Annotated in this window: 13 protein-coding genes; 11 read left to right on the top strand and 2 right to left on the bottom strand. The window is 58.9% G+C overall.

What is annotated here, in order from left to right; genetic code table 11:
• Nucleotides 1-636 (top strand): glutathione S-transferase family protein, encoded by a 636-nt coding sequence (locus tag ACR0AO_RS23430; protein WP_480609024.1) that lies wholly within the window; start codon nt 1-3, stop codon nt 634-636.
• Between the two features lie 49 nt (nt 637-685).
• Nucleotides 686-1,273 carry an isochorismatase family protein gene (locus ACR0AO_RS23425; protein WP_480609022.1) on the top strand — a complete coding sequence of 196 codons (588 nt, stop codon included), beginning with the start codon at nt 686-688 and terminating at the stop codon, nt 1,271-1,273.
• A gap of 491 nt (nt 1,274-1,764) precedes the next feature.
• Here the strand turns inward: ACR0AO_RS23425 and ACR0AO_RS23420 are convergent, their stop codons facing one another.
• On the bottom strand, nt 1,765-2,985 hold the full coding sequence (locus tag ACR0AO_RS23420; RefSeq protein WP_480483854.1) for a flavin-containing monooxygenase: 1,221 nt from the start codon (nt 2,983-2,985) through the stop codon (nt 1,765-1,767).
• Between the two features lie 24 nt (nt 2,986-3,009).
• Entirely contained in the window at nt 3,010-4,089 is a 1,080-nt protein-coding gene (locus tag ACR0AO_RS23415; RefSeq protein WP_480474843.1) for a class I SAM-dependent methyltransferase, read from the bottom strand.
• Between the two features lie 117 nt (nt 4,090-4,206).
• Between ACR0AO_RS23415 and ACR0AO_RS23410 the strand changes: the two genes are divergently transcribed.
• From ACR0AO_RS23410 to ACR0AO_RS23370, 9 genes are all read left to right on the top strand, one after another.
• A complete protein-coding gene (locus ACR0AO_RS23410) occupies nt 4,207-5,223 on the top strand; it encodes a GlxA family transcriptional regulator (protein WP_480474842.1) in 1,017 nt (338 codons plus the stop codon).
• A 525-nt stretch (nt 5,224-5,748) separates the two neighbouring features.
• Nucleotides 5,749-6,333 (top strand): ANTAR domain-containing response regulator, encoded by a 585-nt coding sequence (locus ACR0AO_RS23405; protein WP_480609020.1) that lies wholly within the window; start codon nt 5,749-5,751, stop codon nt 6,331-6,333.
• On the top strand, nt 6,330-7,505 hold the full coding sequence (locus tag ACR0AO_RS23400; RefSeq protein WP_480609017.1) for an ABC transporter substrate-binding protein: 1,176 nt from the start codon (nt 6,330-6,332) through the stop codon (nt 7,503-7,505). The genes ACR0AO_RS23405 and ACR0AO_RS23400 overlap by 4 nt, the downstream gene beginning before the upstream one ends.
• A 269-nt stretch (nt 7,506-7,774) precedes the next feature.
• Nucleotides 7,775-9,142, top strand: a complete 1,368-nt coding sequence (locus ACR0AO_RS23395) for a CmpA/NrtA family ABC transporter substrate-binding protein (protein ID WP_480609015.1) — start codon at nt 7,775-7,777, stop codon at nt 9,140-9,142.
• 90 nt (nt 9,143-9,232) lie between these two features.
• The gene (locus tag ACR0AO_RS23390) at nt 9,233-10,318 is read left to right on the top strand and encodes an ABC transporter permease (RefSeq protein WP_480609012.1); all 1,086 of its coding nucleotides are present in this window, start codon (nt 9,233-9,235) and stop codon (nt 10,316-10,318) included.
• A gap of 5 nt (nt 10,319-10,323) precedes the next feature.
• Entirely contained in the window at nt 10,324-12,024 is a 1,701-nt protein-coding gene (locus ACR0AO_RS23385) for an ABC transporter ATP-binding protein (RefSeq protein WP_480609009.1), read from the top strand.
• A gap of 5 nt (nt 12,025-12,029) precedes the next feature.
• Nucleotides 12,030-14,462, top strand: a complete 2,433-nt coding sequence (nirB, locus tag ACR0AO_RS23380; protein WP_480609006.1) for a nitrite reductase large subunit NirB — start codon at nt 12,030-12,032, stop codon at nt 14,460-14,462.
• On the top strand, nt 14,459-14,791 hold the full coding sequence (gene nirD / locus ACR0AO_RS23375; RefSeq protein ID WP_480609004.1) for a nitrite reductase small subunit NirD: 333 nt from the start codon (nt 14,459-14,461) through the stop codon (nt 14,789-14,791). Before nirB ends, nirD begins: the two co-directional genes overlap by 4 nt.
• Nucleotides 14,791-17,421 (top strand): molybdopterin-dependent oxidoreductase, encoded by a 2,631-nt coding sequence (locus ACR0AO_RS23370; RefSeq protein ID WP_480609001.1) that lies wholly within the window; start codon nt 14,791-14,793, stop codon nt 17,419-17,421. Before nirD ends, ACR0AO_RS23370 begins: the two co-directional genes overlap by 1 nt.
• Nucleotides 17,422-17,842: the final 421 nt, after the last annotated feature.

Raw genomic sequence — 17,842 nt, 5'->3', positions numbered from 1 at the left:
ATGAAACTCTATTCCGCCCCCGGCACATGCGCGACCGCCAGTCACATCACTTTGGAGTGGATCGGTCAGCCCTACGAGGTCGAACATCTCGATTATGCTGCGATGAAAACTCCAGATTATCTGAAGCTCAACCCTTCAGGTGTCGTACCAACGCTTGTTACCGAAGGACGGGCTTTGTCCGAGGCCAGTGCGGTTCTGATGTACCTTGTCGACCACTTCCCCAATGCTGGCATTGGGCCCGCCACCGGATCCGCAGAGCGCATAGAGCTGAACCAGTGGTTGCTGTTTCTATCAGCCACATTACACCCGTATCTCTGGCCCTACTTTTCGCCCGACCGCTTTACGACTGCCGAGCAAGGTCACGCCCAGGTGGTCGAAGCTGCTCAGCTTTTGGTCGACAAAGCGCTCACCCGCATCGATCAACATTTGTGTGGAAAAAGTTGGATGGTTGGAGAAGAAAAATCCGTCGCGGATGCGCTTCTTTACCCAATGGCAAATTGGACCTACGCCTTCCCGAAATCCACTGCTGAATACCGTAATATCGACCGGATAATCCGAAGGCTGGCATCAGACCACGCGGTCCTGAGTGTCCATCGCAGTCAAGGCACGCGACCAAAAGTGTCGATCCGCCAATAAACACCACCTGCCCTCGCTCACCCACCCCCTCTCAAGAAAGGAACAAACTATGACTGAGAAAGCCACGTCGCAAAATGCGGCCATGATCCTGATCGACCATCAAGTTGGCACAATGAACTGGGCCCGTTCCGTCGATATTGATCTCATCAAAGCAAACACCCGCGCCCTGGCGCGAACAGCAGTTGGCCTGGGTATGCCCATCGTCTTCACCTCAAGTATGGAAGACCAAATGCAAGGGCCTCTGATGCCCGATCTGGAAGAAATTGCTCCGGAAGCATTTGCAGCGCGCATAAAGCGCCCCGGCGTCGTAAACTGCTGGGATGATCCGGCCTTTGCCAATGCTTGCCGCAACACTGGGCGTAAGCACTTCCTGATGGCTGGTATTACGACTGATGTCTGCCTGGCGCCTCCGGCCATCAGCGCAAAATCCGAAGGCTTCGATGTCACAGCGATTGTGGACGCCTCCGGTTCGCCCACTGCGCTGACTGATGAAATGGCGTTCCGCCGGATGGAACGCGCCGGAGTCGAATTGACCACGACCAGCGCCATCATGTCTGAACTCGCGGTGAATTGGGCCAGCGAAGACGGACAGACGATCATCCAAATATTGGGCGAAGAAATTCTCAGCAAAGGTTGACAAAAAACCAAGCGAGCCAAGCTAAAATACAGCTCGGCGACTTCTGGTTGCCGGGCTTGCTGAATTGAACGCAGGCGGATACTTGGGCACCAAAACCTTTGATTATTCTTATGTCGCAAACTCTGGGACAATATGGGCTTTAATTTTGGCACATTCTTGGTCGCCGTGAAGACCAGACATTTATGAAAAGTGCAGCATCGGTGACTATTGGGCTCGTAGTCGACCTCCGCTACCTCCCGTGTCTACGACTGAAGGCAGCCCAAAGCGGGCACTCGAACGGTGCTACATCAGACGGTGCTGGAACCTAGTATCAGGTTTCACATCAATGAGGCGCTCAAGACCTACGTCCCGCAACAGATGGCTAGGCAATTCATCCATGCAGCAATACTTCCGTTTCCGGCGCAGTAAGTGTCTGAAGAGTCGGTAAGCGTTCGTGATATGCAGCCGCCAACCCCTTGGCGGCGACAACATCAGTGCGGAGTTTGAAAAGTTCATCGCACCGCTCCTTCCAAAGACTGAACGCCTTGATTTGCTCCTTGTGACAGATACCCCGATGATTGAGCTTGGGACGACGCATTGGCACACGCTTCGATTTGGTTTGCAATACGACTTGCGCTTATGCCTGCTGCGTGGAAAAATCCCTGAAACAACAATCCGTACCCAGTGAACCAAAGACCGGGATTTTGAGGATCTTCCTGACCCATTGGATGTAGTGGATAACCCTTGTTGTCCAACGCACCCATGTGCCCGAAGAGTTCATCCAGATCTGCTCCATATCCAGTGGCGCAGATCACCACGTCGGGGTGGAGCTTTCGACCGCTGGCCAGTTCAACGGCGTGGGGCGAAAAGCCGACGGTTTCGCTGACGGCCGTAAACTGACCAGATTTCAGCGCAGAAACGAATCCATCATCCAGAGCGAAGGTAACTCCGTCTTTCAGCATCCGGGAACCACCGCCCATGACATGGCGGCGCAGGCCATAGCGGCGCAAGTTTCCAAAGAAGGCACGCTGCATGATCGAAAAGATCGGATCGAGTGACCATTTGGGGAATAGCGTGAACAGGTTGGCCAGCCGCTGTAACGAAAAGCCGAAGACGCGCGATGGCAGGATCGATGGCCCATGCCTGACCGATACCCAGACCTGGGCCGGATTGCTGCGCGACAAATGATTCAACACATCTGTGCCTGAGTTGCCGGCCCCGATGACAAGGACTTTCTTCCCGTCGTATTCACTGGGGTCACCAAAGTCGGCGGCGTGAACGATTTGACCGCCAAACTCCTCCATGCCCGGCCAAACGGGCATATCAGGCACTTTCTCCCGCCCCGTTGCGACAATCAGGTGGGCGCTGAAATAGGTGCCCCTGTTGGTTTCGATCTGCCAGATGTCGTCTTCACGGCGGATTGACAGGACACGGGTCTCGAAATGGATATCGGAAGCAAACTGACGCGCATACTCGCTCAGGTAGTCGACAACAGCATCTCGGGGCAAAAAGGTGTCCGCTTTACGAGGTGCGTGATGTCCGGGGAGGCTGGCGAAATGGCGATGAATGTTCAGTCGCAACTTCGGATGCCGTGCGCGCCACGGGTCGGCCACCCTGTCGGACGCTTCCAGAATGGTGAACGGGATATTCCGGGCGCGCAGCTCAAAGGCCGCAGCCAGCCCGGAAAGACCGGCTCCGATAATGATGGCGGTTGTTGAATGAGGAACTTTCATTTGAGAACTCCAAAAACAGTGCGCTTAACGGCGCGCGAAAAAGTATGCGTTGAGTTGATCATGAGGCAGGTGATGGGTCTTGACCTGACCGAAGCCTGCATTGGCGAGATATTCCTGTGCTGTCTCAATGCCCCACATTGCACCGAGGCCTGGCCCGCCTTGTCCAATCGACACTGGGGTACAGTGCATCAGCGACAGGGAGTAAAGCAGGGGCGCAAACGGATTTTGGATATTGGTTTCCAGGTTCCGGGACCCGCCTATATCTTGCATCAGGAACAATCCGTCCTCGGCGAGCGAGCGGTAGACAAGGTCCAATAGTCCCTGCGGGTCTTTCTGGTCGTGGACCGCATCAAACGCTGTGATCAGATCGAAACTTCCCAGAGAATTGATTTTGGAAAGGTCCTGCGCACGAAACGTTAGGTTCTTCAGACCCATGCGTGCCGCTGAGACTTGCGTTTCAGTAAAGGCGTCCTCACATAGATCGATCCCGACAAAGCGGCTTGCGGGGAAGGCCTGTGCCAGTTCCATCATCGCGCGGCCCGCACCGCAACCTACATCCAGAACATCGATGCCGCGCTCAAGACGTTCGATCAGGCCAGGTTCCACAGGAAGGATGTGCTCGATCAGGGCTGATACCACCAGCTGGGCGCTGTCTTCTGCCATCACTTCGTGAAATCGGCAGTAGTCATGGTAATGGGTGCCCGCACCATCTCGAAACCGCGCGACCATATCTTCCTCGACCGAAGCCATGACACCAATGAACTGGCAGGTTACAGCCATGTTGTCGGGTTTTGCCGCATGGGTAAGCAACGCCGCGTGTTCAGGGGGAAGAGTGTAGGTTCCAGCTCCGGGGGCGTATTCGACCACGCCCGATGTCACCATCACGGCCAACCATTCGCGTACGTAGCGCTCGGCCAAGCCAGCCTTCTCGGCCAGAGTTGAGGAGGTGGCGTTAGGTAAATCGGCGAGCGCGTCAAATAGATGGGTACGGTGACCAATCGACGTCATCAGCGCGAGCGCGGCACTATTTAATGTGCCGACCATCTGCTCACCAAAGCGCTCTGCCTTGGCCTCATCAAAAGTGACTGCTGCTTGTTCGTTCATGTGATTTCTCCGGTACTATTAGGGTTCATCTCGTCTGTTTCTGCGTCGGTATTGCCGCAAGCTTGCGAGTCGTGATATGCCTGCAAATGACCAAATCGGTGAATATCGGACATATCGATGCCAGCATTCAAAGCTCCCTGCCGTACAGTGGTTGTGACTTTGCCCTGCGTCGGAACCTCGACGGCTTACAGTATTCTCGATGCGCTCGCTTCGGTCGGCCGGGATTGGGAAATGCTGCATGGGGCCCGTCCCAAGGCGAAGGTTTTTGACGCCCAGATGTTGTCGGTAGATGGAGCACCCTATGTCGACATCAACGGACGACGTATCACGCCGGACGGATCACTGGCCGAATTTGGTCAGCCTGACTTGGTAATCGTTCCTGACCTGCATCTTGCGCCTGACGCACCGTTGCCAGATGAATTCGCGGTTGTGGTCCCGTGGCTTATCAAGGCGCATGCTGACGGCGCGATCATAACTTCTGTTTGTTCTGGTGCGCTCTTACTCGCGGCGGCAGGATTGCTGGATGGGCTTGATGCCACCAGCCATTGGAGTTTCTGTGATGTCATTGCCCGGAAATTCCCGGATGTCCGCGTGCGCCGTGAACGGATTCTGATACCTGCGGGTGACGGGCACCGGATCGTGACGGCAGGCGGAGCGTCTGCGTGGGGTGATCTGGTTCTGTATCTGGTCGGCCGAGTTGCTGGCCAGGATGAGGCCCGACGCCTCGCCAAGATTTATCTGCTCCAGCCTCACACTGAAGGACAGTTGCACTACGCTTCTTTGACTGCGGGAGCACAGCACGAGGATGCTCTGGTTGCAGATGCTCAGGTTTGGGCCGCGGATAACTATGCCCTGCCAACCCCGGTTACCGCCATGGCCGCCCGAAGCGGTTTGACGGAGCGTAGTCTGTTGCGGCGGTTTCGCAAAGCCACGGGGCAGACGCCAGTCGAGTACATTCAGACTCTCAGGGTCGAGGAAGCCAAGCAAATGCTTGAGACGACCGATTTGCCCATCGACGAAATAGCTGCTGAAGTTGGATATACCGAGCCATCAAGCTTCCGAAATGCCTTTCGAAGATATGTGGGTATGCCGGCTTCAGCATACCGCAAGAAACGCTTGCCATCCCATCAGTGATCAAGGGCAACCCAAACCGGACCTTCAAAATCGTGCTTTGCAAACTCCGAGTTGCGGGATGGAGCCGACTTTTGCTCACGCCGCTTTTGCTGACGCAGAAACCCCTCGCAGGCGCGACACGCCATTTGTTGCATCGCAGAGGATTTCTCGTTTGCGGTCATTCATCGGCGCAAAATTCGGCCTAATCCAAATCTCTCTTTCGCCGCAGCTTTGGTCGACACACGAGGAGCGGGACAAAACAGGCTTTCGCTGCATTTGCCCTAATGACAGCGAACCGAGCATTCCGATTGCAATGAAAAACCGGGAAGACACAAAACCGACGTTCGCTGGGTGGTGAAAAAGGCCTGCTAAGGGTTCCAACCGACACGTGGCTTCGTCTACAGACGGGCTTTGCATGTTGCGATTAAGCTAACGCAGCGGCATTTCCCGGAGATACGCCTATTTTTTGGGCAGACATTGACTGCAATGGTTGGGCGGCGGGCTCATTCCTTTACATTACGATACACATTCGCCGTAGCTCGACTCATGCAGGATAAACTCTCAATCACTGTCGTGGAATCCGATCGTGAACGGGCGATTCTGATTGTCGATAGCCTGTGTGAGGCCGGTGATTACGACATCCATGTCATATCCGATCCGACCGGCATTGCGCGGCAAATAAAGATGCGCGAGCCGGATATAGTGCTGATCGATGTCGCCAATCCATCCCGCGACATGCTGGAGGAGCTTGCTCTTGCATCGGGTCCGCGGGATCGGCCAGTCGCGATGTTTGTAGACCGCTCGGAAGTGGGGCTTTCCACTGCTGCGGTCGAGGCCGGTTTGTCGGCCTATGTGGTGGACGGGCTTCAGCCTCAGCGTATCAAACCGGTGCTGGAAGCGGCGATCGCCCGGTTTCGCATGTTCCAACGGATGCGAAAGGAACTGGCGGAAACTAAACGCGCGCTGGAAGAGCGCAAGGTCATCGATCGGGCCAAAGGGCTGATCATGAAGGCCCGTAATGTCAGCGAGGATGAGGCTTATGCCATCCTGCGCAAGGCGGCGATGGATCAGGGCAAACGCTTGGCCGATGTGGCCGAGGCGCTAGTAACAGCTGCGGGGTTATTGTCATGAGGGTGACGTCGCTGAATGTGGGCTTCATGCCGCTGGTGGATGCCGCCCCCTTGATCATGGCGCAGGAATTGGGGTTTGCTGGTGAAGAGGGGCTGTCTCTGGAACTTGAACGTGCACCCTCCTGGTCGACCCTGCGCGACATGCTGAGTTTCGGGCAGCTGGATGCCGCCCACATGCTTTCTCCAGTGCCGGTGGCCGCGGCACTGAGGCTGGGCGGCAACGGCGTGGCGCTTGCGGCAGTTTTGGTTTTGTCGGTGAACGGCAACGTAATCGGCGTCAACCAAGAACTGACAGAGCGTCTGAAGAGCGCGGGGCACGACTTTGCATTTAGCGACGCCCGTGCTGCCGGACAGGCGCTGATCACGGCAATGGACGGGGAGTTGCGCCTTGGCGTGCCTTTCTCGTTTTCAATGCATGCCGAGCTGGTGCTCTACTGGCTTTCGGCGCTGGGGCTGACCGCCCCGGACAGGGTCAAGATCCGTACGGTACCGCCACCGCTGATGGCTGATGCGCTGAAATCCGGTGAGATCGACGCTTTCTGCGTCGGTGAACCTTGGGGGTCGCGGGCAGTTGAGTTGGGGGTTGGCAGCTTGCTGTTGCCCGGCAAGGCGATCTGGGCTTTCGCTCCGGAAAAGGTGCTGGCCACCCGCCAGAATTGGGCCAACGGCAACGAAGACCTGTGTCACCGGCTGATCCGTTCGGTCTGGCGCGCGTCGCGTTGGCTGGCCGATCCGCTATCAAGGACGCTGACGGCCGAGGTATTGGCCCGTCCGCATTATCTGGATGTTCCTGCAGAGCTGATCGACCACGCACTGACCGGGCAGATGGTGATTGGAGGGGCCGGCGAGATCCGTGAAGCGCCCAGGTTCGTTGAATTTCATGCCGGCGCAGCAAATTTTCCGTGGCGCAGCCAGGCCGAATGGATCGGTCGGCAATTGGCCAGCCGAAACGGGCTCGACCTCGATGTTGCGGGCCAAATTGCAAGTACAGTGTTTCGCAGCGATCTCTACCGGGCCGCGCTTGGTCCGACAGCAGCGGATTTGCCTGGTGCCTCATCGAAAGTTGAAGGCAGCCTGCGCCATGATTCCGCGGTGGCCTCTACCAGGGGGCAACTGATTCTGCCGCCTGATGCGTTCTTCGACGGGCTTATTTTTGAACCAATTGCACATTAAAGCCCAATTTTTGTGCGAACACGCCCAATTACTCGCTGCAATGCGGCAATGACAATGCTGCACTTGCGAATAAAGTGGAGGCGGGCCGGACCGTTCTGTAGGCTTCAACTACAGGCAGGCAACGGAGCCTGCCCCCGAGACACTCCCTAAGACAGGGATTTTCTGAGCAAAGCCGCTCGACCTCTTCGCCGTTTTTTACCGGCGAGGTGCGTCAGCGGCTTTTGTTGTTTTCCGCGCCCCTGAGGGCTCCGGATCGAAAGGGAAAGACCATGAAGACACTCCTCCTCAGCCTCGTGGCTTCGACGGCGCTGACCGCCCCGGCCTTCGCCAAAATGCTGGATCTGGAAAAGGATGAATTGACCTTCGGGTTCATCAAACTGACCGACATGGCGCCGCTGGCAATTGCCTATGAAAAGGGGTTTTTCGATGACGAGGGCCTGTTCGTCACGCTTGAAGCCCAGGCCAACTGGAAAGTGCTGCTGGATGGCGTGATCGACGGCACGCTGGATGGGGCGCATATGTTGGCCGGGCAACCGCTGGCGGCGACCATCGGCTATGGCACCGAAGCACATATCGTCACGCCTTTCTCCATGGACCTGAACGGCAACGGCATCACCGTTTCGAACGAAGTTTGGGAGATGATGAAACCGAACCTGCCCGTCGATGCGAAAGGTAAGATCTTACACCCGATTTCCGCGGAATACCTCAAGCCAGTGATCGAGGATTTCAACGCCAATGGCAAATCCTTCAACATGGGTATGGTATTTCCGGTTTCGACCCACAATTACGAACTTCGCTACTGGCTGGCTGCCGGTGGGATCAACCCCGGATATTACAGCCCGGACAATGTGACTGGTCAGATCGGGGCCGAGGCGCTGCTGTCGGTGACCCCACCGCCTCAGATGCCCGCCACGCTCGAAGCGGGCACAATCTCGGGCTATTGCGTGGGCGAGCCGTGGAACCAGCAGGCAGTGTTCAAGGGTATTGGCGTGCCGGTGATCACGGATTACGAGCTGTGGAAGAACAACCCCGAGAAGGTCTTCGGCATCACCGCAGAGTTCGCTGACCAGTATCCAAACACCACACTGGCCGTAACCAAGGCGCTGATCCGAGCCGCGCAGTGGCTGGATGAAAACGAAAACGCCAACCGCCCCGAGGCGGTCGAGATTCTCAGCCGCCCCGACTATGTCGGTGCCGATTACGAGGTAATCGCCAACTCGATGACCGGCACATTCGAATACGAAAAAGGCGACAAGCGCGACGTACCCGATTTCAATGTCTTCTTCCGCTACAACGCGACCTATCCCTACTATTCGGACGCCGTCTGGTATCTGACCCAGATGCGCCGCTGGGGGCAGATCGCCGAGGCCAAGCCGGACAGCTGGTATGACGATGTCGCCAAGTCGGTCTACAAACCAGAGATCTATCTGGAAGCCGCCAAGCTGCTGGTCGAAGAGGGCCTTGTGAGCGAAGCCGACTTCCCCTGGGGAAGCAACGGTTACAAGACACCGACCCCGGCCGAAGATGTCATCGACGGCATCACCTATGACGGCAAGGCGCCAAACGCCTATCTTGAGAGCCTGCCAATCGGCCTAAAGGGCACGCAGACTGTGACCGGAAACGGTGTGCAGGGCTGACTTTTCCCTATCCATCGACAGGACGGCTGGCGGTGAATTTTCTCCAAGCAGCAATTACCGCCCTCGTCCCAAATGCCAAGGAAAATGACTATGACTGCCATCGACCCCAGCAGCCTGAGCCTGGACGCTGACCGTGAAGCGCGCCGCGCCCGGCTTTTCACCCGGATCAACAAGGCCGACTCCTGGTTCCAGGTTCTGGGCCTGGCCTGGATCACCCCGATACTTCGGGCCGCCGCCGGCGACAACCCAAGAGCGCAGGTCAGGGAAATCTGGCGCCTACTTGTGGTGCCGCTGCTGGCGATCACCGCGTTCCTGGTTTTGTGGGGAACCCTGGCGCCCAAGGTACAAACCTCACTTGGCGCCATCCCCGGCCCGGCGCAGGTCTGGCAGGAAGCGGTCAACCTGCATGAGGACGCCCGCGCCAAGGCTGCAAAGGAAGCTGCACACTACGAGCGGGTTGCGAAGCGCAACGAACGGCTTATCGCACAGGGTAAGGCCGACAAGGTCAAGGACATCCCCTTTACCGGTGCACCGGCGTATTACGACCAGATCTGGACCTCGATAAAAACGGTCTTCTTCGGCTTTCTTCTGGCCTCGCTGGTGGCGATCCCGCTGGGGATCATGGCGGGCCTGTCGCCAGTCGCCAATGCCGCGATCAACCCGCTGGTACAGATCTTCAAACCTGTGTCGCCACTGGCCTGGCTACCGATAGTGACCATGGTTGTTTCGGCGCTCTACACCACCAGTGACGGGCTGTTTGCGAAATCCTTCCTGGTTTCGGCGATCACGGTGACGCTCTGCTCGCTATGGCCAACGCTGATCAATACCGCGTTGGGTGTGGCCTCGATCGACAAGGATCTTGTGAGCGTCTCCAAGGTCCTGAAGATGTCCACCTACAACAAGATAACCAAGCTGGTGCTACCGTCGGCGTTACCGCTGATTTTCACCGGCCTGCGCCTCAGTCTGGGTGTCGGTTGGATGGTGCTGATCGCCGCCGAGATGCTGGCACAGAACCCGGGGCTGGGCAAATTCGTCTGGGATGAATTCCAGAACGGCTCCTCGCAATCGCTGGCCAAGATCATCGTCGCGGTGCTGACCATCGGATTAATCGGCTTCTTGCTGGATCGCGTGATGTACGCACTCCAGTCGCTCTTTACATTCTCGAACAATCGGTGAGCGCGATGAGCATTCTGAAGTTCAACAATGTCAGAAAAGGTTTTGGCGAGGGCACGGCCCACACCGAGGTGCTGAAGAACATCTCGCTTGATGTCGCCGATGGCGAGTTCCTGGCAATCCTCGGATTTTCCGGAACCGGGAAGTCGACGCTGATGAACCTGATTGCGGGGCTGGAGATGCCTGACACCGGGTCCGTCAGTTTCAAAGGTAAGCCGATCACCGGTCCGGGGCCCGAGAGGGGGCTGGTCTTCCAATCCTATTCGCTGATGCCCTGGCTGACGGTGCTGGGCAACGTGATGCTGGCCATCGACTCGGTGTTCCCCAAGCTTTCCAAGGCTGAAAAGGAAAACAAGGCCGCTCACTACATCAACATGGTCGGACTTGGCCACGCCACTTCGCGCCGCCCGGCGGAATTGTCGGGTGGGATGCGTCAACGGGTGTCAGTGGCGCGCGCGCTGGCGATGGAACCCGAAATGCTGCTGCTGGACGAGCCGCTTTCGGCGCTTGACGCGCTGACCCGGGCAAACCTCGCGGATGAAATCCTGGATATCTGGGAGCAGGACAAGAAAACCTGCATCCTGATCACCAATGATGTGGACGAGGCGATCCTTCTGGCCGACCGGATCGTGCCGCTGAATCCCGACGGCACCTTGGGCGCACCAGTCACCGTCGCCATTCCCCGCCCGCGCGACCGGTCGGCGATGAATCACGATGCAACCTTCAAGGCGTTGCGGGCCGAAGTCACGTCTTACCTGATGGACGTCGGGATCGAGCGCAAAGTCGAAAGCTCGCGCATCCTCCCGGACGTGACCCCGATCCACGGTGTGCCTAAGGCAGTGCAGAAAGCTCAGGAAGGTCTGATCGACGAGCGGTTTCTCGACTTCTCGCAACTACACAAGATCTATCCAACCCCCAAGGGTCCGCTAACCGTGGTCGAGGATTTCAACCTCAAGATCAATCGCGGAGAATTCATTTCTCTGATCGGCCATTCGGGCTGCGGCAAGTCCACGGCGCTGACCATGGCCGCCGGTTTGAACCCGATCTCCAAAGGCGCGATCAAGCTCGATGGCCGGCATGTCGAAGGCGCCGATCCCGAACGCGCTGTGGTTTTCCAGTCGCCGAACCTGTTCCCCTGGCTCACTGCTAAGGAAAACGTGGCAATCGGGGTCGACAAGGTCTATCCGCGCGCTTCGGTCGCGGAGCGTCAGGCTGTTGTGGAATACTACCTCGAACGTGTCGGGTTAGCCGAAGCAATGGATCGGCCCGCCCATGCCATGTCGAACGGGATGCGTCAGCGTGTCGGCATTGCCCGCGCATTTGCGTTGTCTCCAAAACTCCTGCTTCTCGATGAACCCTTCGGCATGCTCGACAGCTTGACCCGATGGGAGCTGCAGGAGGTACTGATGGAGGTTTGGTCGCGCACCAAGGTGACCGCAATTTGTGTCACCCACGACGTGGACGAGGCGATCCTTCTGGCCGACCGCGTGGTGATGATGACCAACGGTCCACGGGCCACCATCGGCAAGATCACCGATGTCGATCTGCCGCGCCCGCGTACCCGCAAGGCGTTGCTGGAACACCCCGATTATTACGCTTACCGGCAGGAAGTGCTCGATTTCCTCGAGGAATACGAACACGGAGCAAAACCCAAGCCCCAGGCCGAACAGTCGACCGAAAAGGCCGCCAAGGCCATTGCTGCGGAGTAATGACGATGAAACAGAAACTTGTGATCATCGGCGCCGGTATGGCCTCGGGCCGGGTGCTGGAGCACCTGACCGTCACCGCCCCCGATGCCTATGACATCACCCTTTTCAACGCCGAGCCGCGCGGCAATTACAACCGCATCATGCTGTCGCCGGTGCTGTCGGGGGAAAAGTCCTATGAAGAGATCGTCACCCATGATGACAATTGGTACTCGGATCGCAACATAACCTGCCGTTTCGGCGAGCACGTGGTGGGTATCGATCCCGAGATGAAGGTGGTCGAGGCGCAGAACGGGCATGTACCCTATGACAAGCTGGTTATCGCCACCGGATCCGCGCCTTTCATCATACCGGTACCGGGGCACGATATGCCCAATGTTATCAGTTATCGGGATCTGGATGACACCAATGCGATGATCGAATCCTCCGCCGAGGGCGGCAAGGCGGTGGTCATCGGCGGCGGGCTTCTGGGGCTGGAGGCGGCGGCTGGCCTGAAGGAGCGCGGCATGGACGTGACGGTGCTGCACTTGATGGGCCACCTCATGGAACGGCAACTCGACGAATCCGCTGGGTTCCTATTGCGCAAGGACCTCGAAGCGCGCGGTATCACGGTGATGACACAGGCCGCAACCAAAGCGATCCTTGGTGAGGAACGGGCCGAAGCCGTTCTGCTTGAAAGCGGCGAGGTGCTGGGCGCCGATCTTGTGGTGATGGCGGTGGGCATCCGGCCCGAGACGCGGCTCGCCACCGATGCCGGGCTCGATGTCGCCCGTGGCATCGAGGTGAACGCCCAGATGCAGACCAGCGACCCGGATATCCTGGCGGTAGGCGAATGCGTCGAGTTCGACGGCCACCTTTTCGGGCTGGTCGCGCCACTTTACGATCAGGCCAAGGTGGTCGCGCAGACCCTGCTGGACGTGCCGGAGGTCTTTGTCGTCAAGGAACTGGCGACCAAGCTGAAGGTCACCGGATGCGATCTGTTCTCTGCAGGGGACTTCGCCGAGGGCGAGGGACGCGAGGATATCGTGTTCCGCGATCCGGCCCGGGGTGTCTACAAGCGCCTCGTGCTGGAAAACGACCGGCTGATCGGCGCGGTGATGTATGGCGACACCACCGACTGCAACTGGTTCTTTGGGCTGATTAAGGACGGCACCGATGTCGAAGAAATGCGCGACACGCTTATCTTCGGCCCGGCCTATCAGGGAGGGGGCTCCGTGGACCCTCTCTCAGCCGTTGCAGCTTTGCCGCCTGAAGCGGAGATTTGTGGCTGCAACGGCGTTTGCAAAGGAACCATTGTCGAGGCGATCAGCGGTGGCGCGACCGATTTGGCGGCAATCCGGGCCAAAACCAAGGCCAGCGCCTCCTGCGGGACGTGCACAGGGCTGGTGGAACAATTGTTTCAGGTCACGCTGGGCGAAGAATTCCAGATGCCCACCGTGCAGCCGATCTGCGGATGCACCGATCTCAGCCACGAGGACGTGCGCCGCCTGATCAAGTCGAAAGAACTGAAATCGCAAGCTGCAGTCTGGCAGGAACTGGGGTGGACCACGCCCAACGGATGCCATGTCTGCCGCCCGGCGATTAATTTCTATCTGTTGGCCGACTGGCCGCTCGAATACCAAGACGATCCGCAAAGTCGCTTCGTCAACGAGCGTAAGCACGCCAATATCCAGAGGGACGGCACATTCAGTGTCGTGCCCCGGATGTGGGGCGGGATTACCAACACGACCGAATTGCGCGCCATCGCCGATGCCGCCGACAAATATGCTGTGCCAACAGTCAAGATCACGGGCGGCCAGCGGATCGACCTTCTGGGTGTCCGGGGCGAGGATCTGCCCCATATCTGGGCCGATCTGAACCGAGCGGGGCTGGTGTCCGGCCATGCTTATTCCAAGGGTTTGCGGACGGTAAAAACTTGTGTCGGCACTGATCATTGCCGGTTTGGAACCCAGGACTCCACTGGTCTGGGGATCAAGTTGGAGCGGGCGCTCTGGGGTAGCTGGACACCACACAAAGTCAAGCTCGCGGTTTCGGGCTGCCCGCGCAACTGCGCCGAGGCGACCTGCAAGGATGTAGGTGTGATCTGCGTCGACAGCGGCTACCAGGTGGGTGTCGCGGGCGCGGCCGGCATGGATGTAAAAGAGACCGAACGACTGGCCGATGTCGCAACCGAGGAGGAGGCGATCGAGATGATTATCGCCTTCATCCAGCTTTATCGTGAAAACGCGAAATACCTTGACCGCGCCTATAAATGGGTCGCCAAGGTGGGGCTCGACTGGGTGCGCGAACGCGTCGTCGACGACCCGGAAAAGCGCGCTGCTCTGGTCGAACGTTTCGAGCTGTCGCAATCAATCTATCGCAAGGACCCCTGGGCAGAAGAGGCCGAAAAGGCGCAGACCTATGGGCCCCTTGCTGATCTCACCCTGGAGGCTGCCGAATGAACTGGATCGACATCGCATCAATCGACGACATCCCCCTGAGGGGTACCCGCATCGTCAAGACCCCGGTTGGTTGTATCGCGCTTTTTCGCACGGCCGAAGCAGAGATCTTTGCCGCGTCCGACAGTTGTCCCCACAAGGGCGGACCGCTGAGCGAAGGCATCGTCCACGGCCAGAGTGTGACATGCCCGCTGCACAATTGGATATTCGATCTGAACACAGGCGAGGCGCAGGGGGCTGATGAAGGCCGGATCGAGACCTATCCGGTGCAGATTGAGGCTGGCCGGGTGCTGCTGGACGGTACGCTCCTCGGAAAAAGGAGTGCCGCCTGATGGACGGAAGTGCGCTGCCCGAGATCCGTTCGACCTGCCCCTATTGCGGCGTTGGATGCGGTGTGCTGCTGCGCGGGAACGGACAGGGGGGACTCGAAGTGCGTGGCGATCCCGACCACCCGGCGAATTTCGGGCGCCTCTGTTCCAAAGGGTCGGCGCTCGGCGAGACCCTCGGAGCCGAGGGTCGTCTTCTCGCCCCGCAGATTGCCGGTCGGGAAGCAGGCTGGGACGAAGCGCTCGATCTGGTTGCAGGCCGGTTTCACCAGGCCATTTCGGAGCACGGGCCAGACAGTGTGGCATTCTATGTTTCGGGGCAGTTGCTGACCGAGGATTATTACGTTGCCAATAAGCTGATGAAGGGCTTCATCGGCTCGGCCAATATCGACACCAACTCCCGGCTTTGCATGGCCTCATCCGTTGCCGGACACAAGCGGGCCTTTGGCGCCGACACCGTTCCGAGCACTTATGAGGACCTGGAAGATGCGGATCTGGTGGTGCTGGTCGGTTCCAACCTCGCTTGGTGTCATCCGGTGCTGTATCAGCGCCTGCTGGCGGCACGAAAGGCCCGCGGCACCAAAATCGTCGTGATCGATCCACGCCGGACCGCCAGCTGCGACGGAGCCGATCTGCATCTCGCGCTTGATCCCGGCAGCGATGTCGCTTTGTTCAACCTGCTTCTGAGTTCCATCGAAGAGCAAGCGGCGCTCGATCTGGAATTCCTCGGGAATGTCACCGGCGCCCGCGCCGCTCTGGACGCCGCCAGCAATGCGCGCGTCGAAGAAACCGGGCTGGATCCGGCTCAGTTGCGCGCCTTCTGCAACTTGTGGATCCGCACCGAAAAGGTGGTGACGATCTACAGTCAGGGGGTAAATCAATCGACCTCGGGCAGCGACAAGGTCAATGCGATCCTGAACTGTCATCTGGCAACCGGGCGGATCGGAAAGCCCGGCTGTAGTCCATTTTCTGTGACCGGCCAGCCGAACGCAATGGGGGGGCGCGAGGTGGGCGGGCTTGCCAACATGCTGGCGTGCCATCTGGACCTGGAAAATGCCGAACACCGGGCCGCGGTGCGGGAGTTCTGGTCCGCGCCCACGATTCCGGACGCGCCGGGGCTGAAGGCGGTCGACATGTTCCGTGCGGTGGCCGAAGGCCGGATCAAGGCGCTCTGGATCATCCACACCAATCCGGCGGTCACCATGCCGGAGGCCGATTCCGTACGCGCGGCCATAGATGCGTGCGACTTCACCGTGGTCAGCGACGTCACTGCCGAAACCGACACCGCCCGGCTGGCCGATGTCCTCTTGCCCGCCGCAGCTTGGGCCGAGAAAAGCGGCACTGTCACCAATTCGGACCGCACGATCAGCCGGCAGCGCGCCGTGCTGCCAGCACCCGGAGAGGCCCGGCCCGATTGGCAGATCCTGGCGGAGGTCGGGCGCCGTATGGGATGGGAAAAGGAGTTCTCCTACGAAACGGCCGCCGAGATCTTCCGAGAATACGCCACGCTTTCGGGCATCGCCGGGCGTTTCGGACGTGATTTCGACATCTCCGGGCTGAGCGATCTGGACAACGAGGCCTATGACGCGCTGACCCCGACGCGCTGGCCGAAAACGACAACGCGAGAAGGTGGCCGTTTCTTTGCCAATGGTCGTTTCTTTCATAACGACGGAAAGGCAAGAATGCTCCCGGTCCGCTGGAAGCCACCAGTCGTCGCAACCGACCTGTGCCATTGGTTCCGGCTCAATACCGGGCGCAACCGCGATCAATGGCATACGATGACGCGCACCGCCCGGTCGCCGCGATTGTCAGCGCATCTGGCCGAGCCTTATGTCGACATCCATCCGACGGATGCCAGAGAGCTCGGCATTGGCGCGGCGGATCTTGTCCGGCTGCGCAATTCGCATGGCACCGCGATCCTGCGGGCGCGGATCACCGAAGCCGTGCAACTGGGCCAACTGTTCACGCCGATGCACTGGAGCGCGGCAACCGCACCAACCGCGCGAATTAACGCCCTGGTCGCCGCAGAAACCGACCCCATCTCAGGCCAACCTGAGAGCAAGGCAAGCGTGGTATCGCTGGAGCGGTTCCCGGCGGCTTGGTACGGCTTTGCGGTCTCGGACAGTGCATTGGTTCCGGATGCCGACTATTGGGCGCTTGCCCGAACTCATGCCGGGTATCGTGCCGAACTGGCCGGCCTGTCGGCTGTCGGCGACTGGGAAGCCGCTGCGCGTGCCATGTTCCGCCTGCCTGAGGCACGCCTGCAAATGCTCAGAGACACAGGCCGCGGCCTCACTCGGCTGGCTCTGCACGAAAACGGTAGGTTGCGTGCCGCTCTTTTCATCGCGGCTGAACCCGTCGCAGTGATGCGCGACTACCTTGCAACGCTTCCTGGCACCAAGGCTCCGGAGGCGCTGACCGGGGTCGCCCCAGCGGACCGGCCCGATCCCGGTCCGATTCTATGTTCGTGTTTCAATGTCGGAGAAAACACTATCCTTCAAGCTATCGAGACCGACGGATTGAGGAGCGTGGATCAAATTGGTTCGGCGCTGGAGGCGGGCACAAACTGTGGCTCCTGCCGTCCCGAGATCGCCACCCTGATATCCCGAACTCAAACTCACGAAGCCGCAGAGTAGGCGTGCAATCGGGTCGCTACCCGGTGTGTCTGCCCTGCTGAACCCTCCACCACAGCAATTAAGGCGGAGTAAGCTTCTGGTTTGGGTCACCCCTGTTTGCGGCAATGTCGACATCGCACGCCTCATGACCGTTCAGAATTAGCGCAGCATTGGTCAAGTTGGGCTCACTACCCGGTTTCGCCGCTCCTGGTGCCAACGACAGTTGCTGATACGCGAACGGCAACGCGCCGGTTCAAGCGGTGAAAAGCCAAGGGTTTGGCGGATTCGGCGAACAGCTGCTCTTGTGCCACCTTGGTCGAGCTGCGTGCTGCGCCGGCATTCGGCGGTTGTGAGCCCGAATCGCGCGATGCTGCGACTCAACTCAACAGAACCGACGCTCCATTAGCAGACGTTCGCAAAATTCGGGTGACCGCACGGTTTC

The sequence above is a fragment of the Ruegeria sp. AF8 genome (genome assembly GCF_056541825.1).
This window is presented reverse-complemented; position numbering and strand designations above follow the sequence as displayed.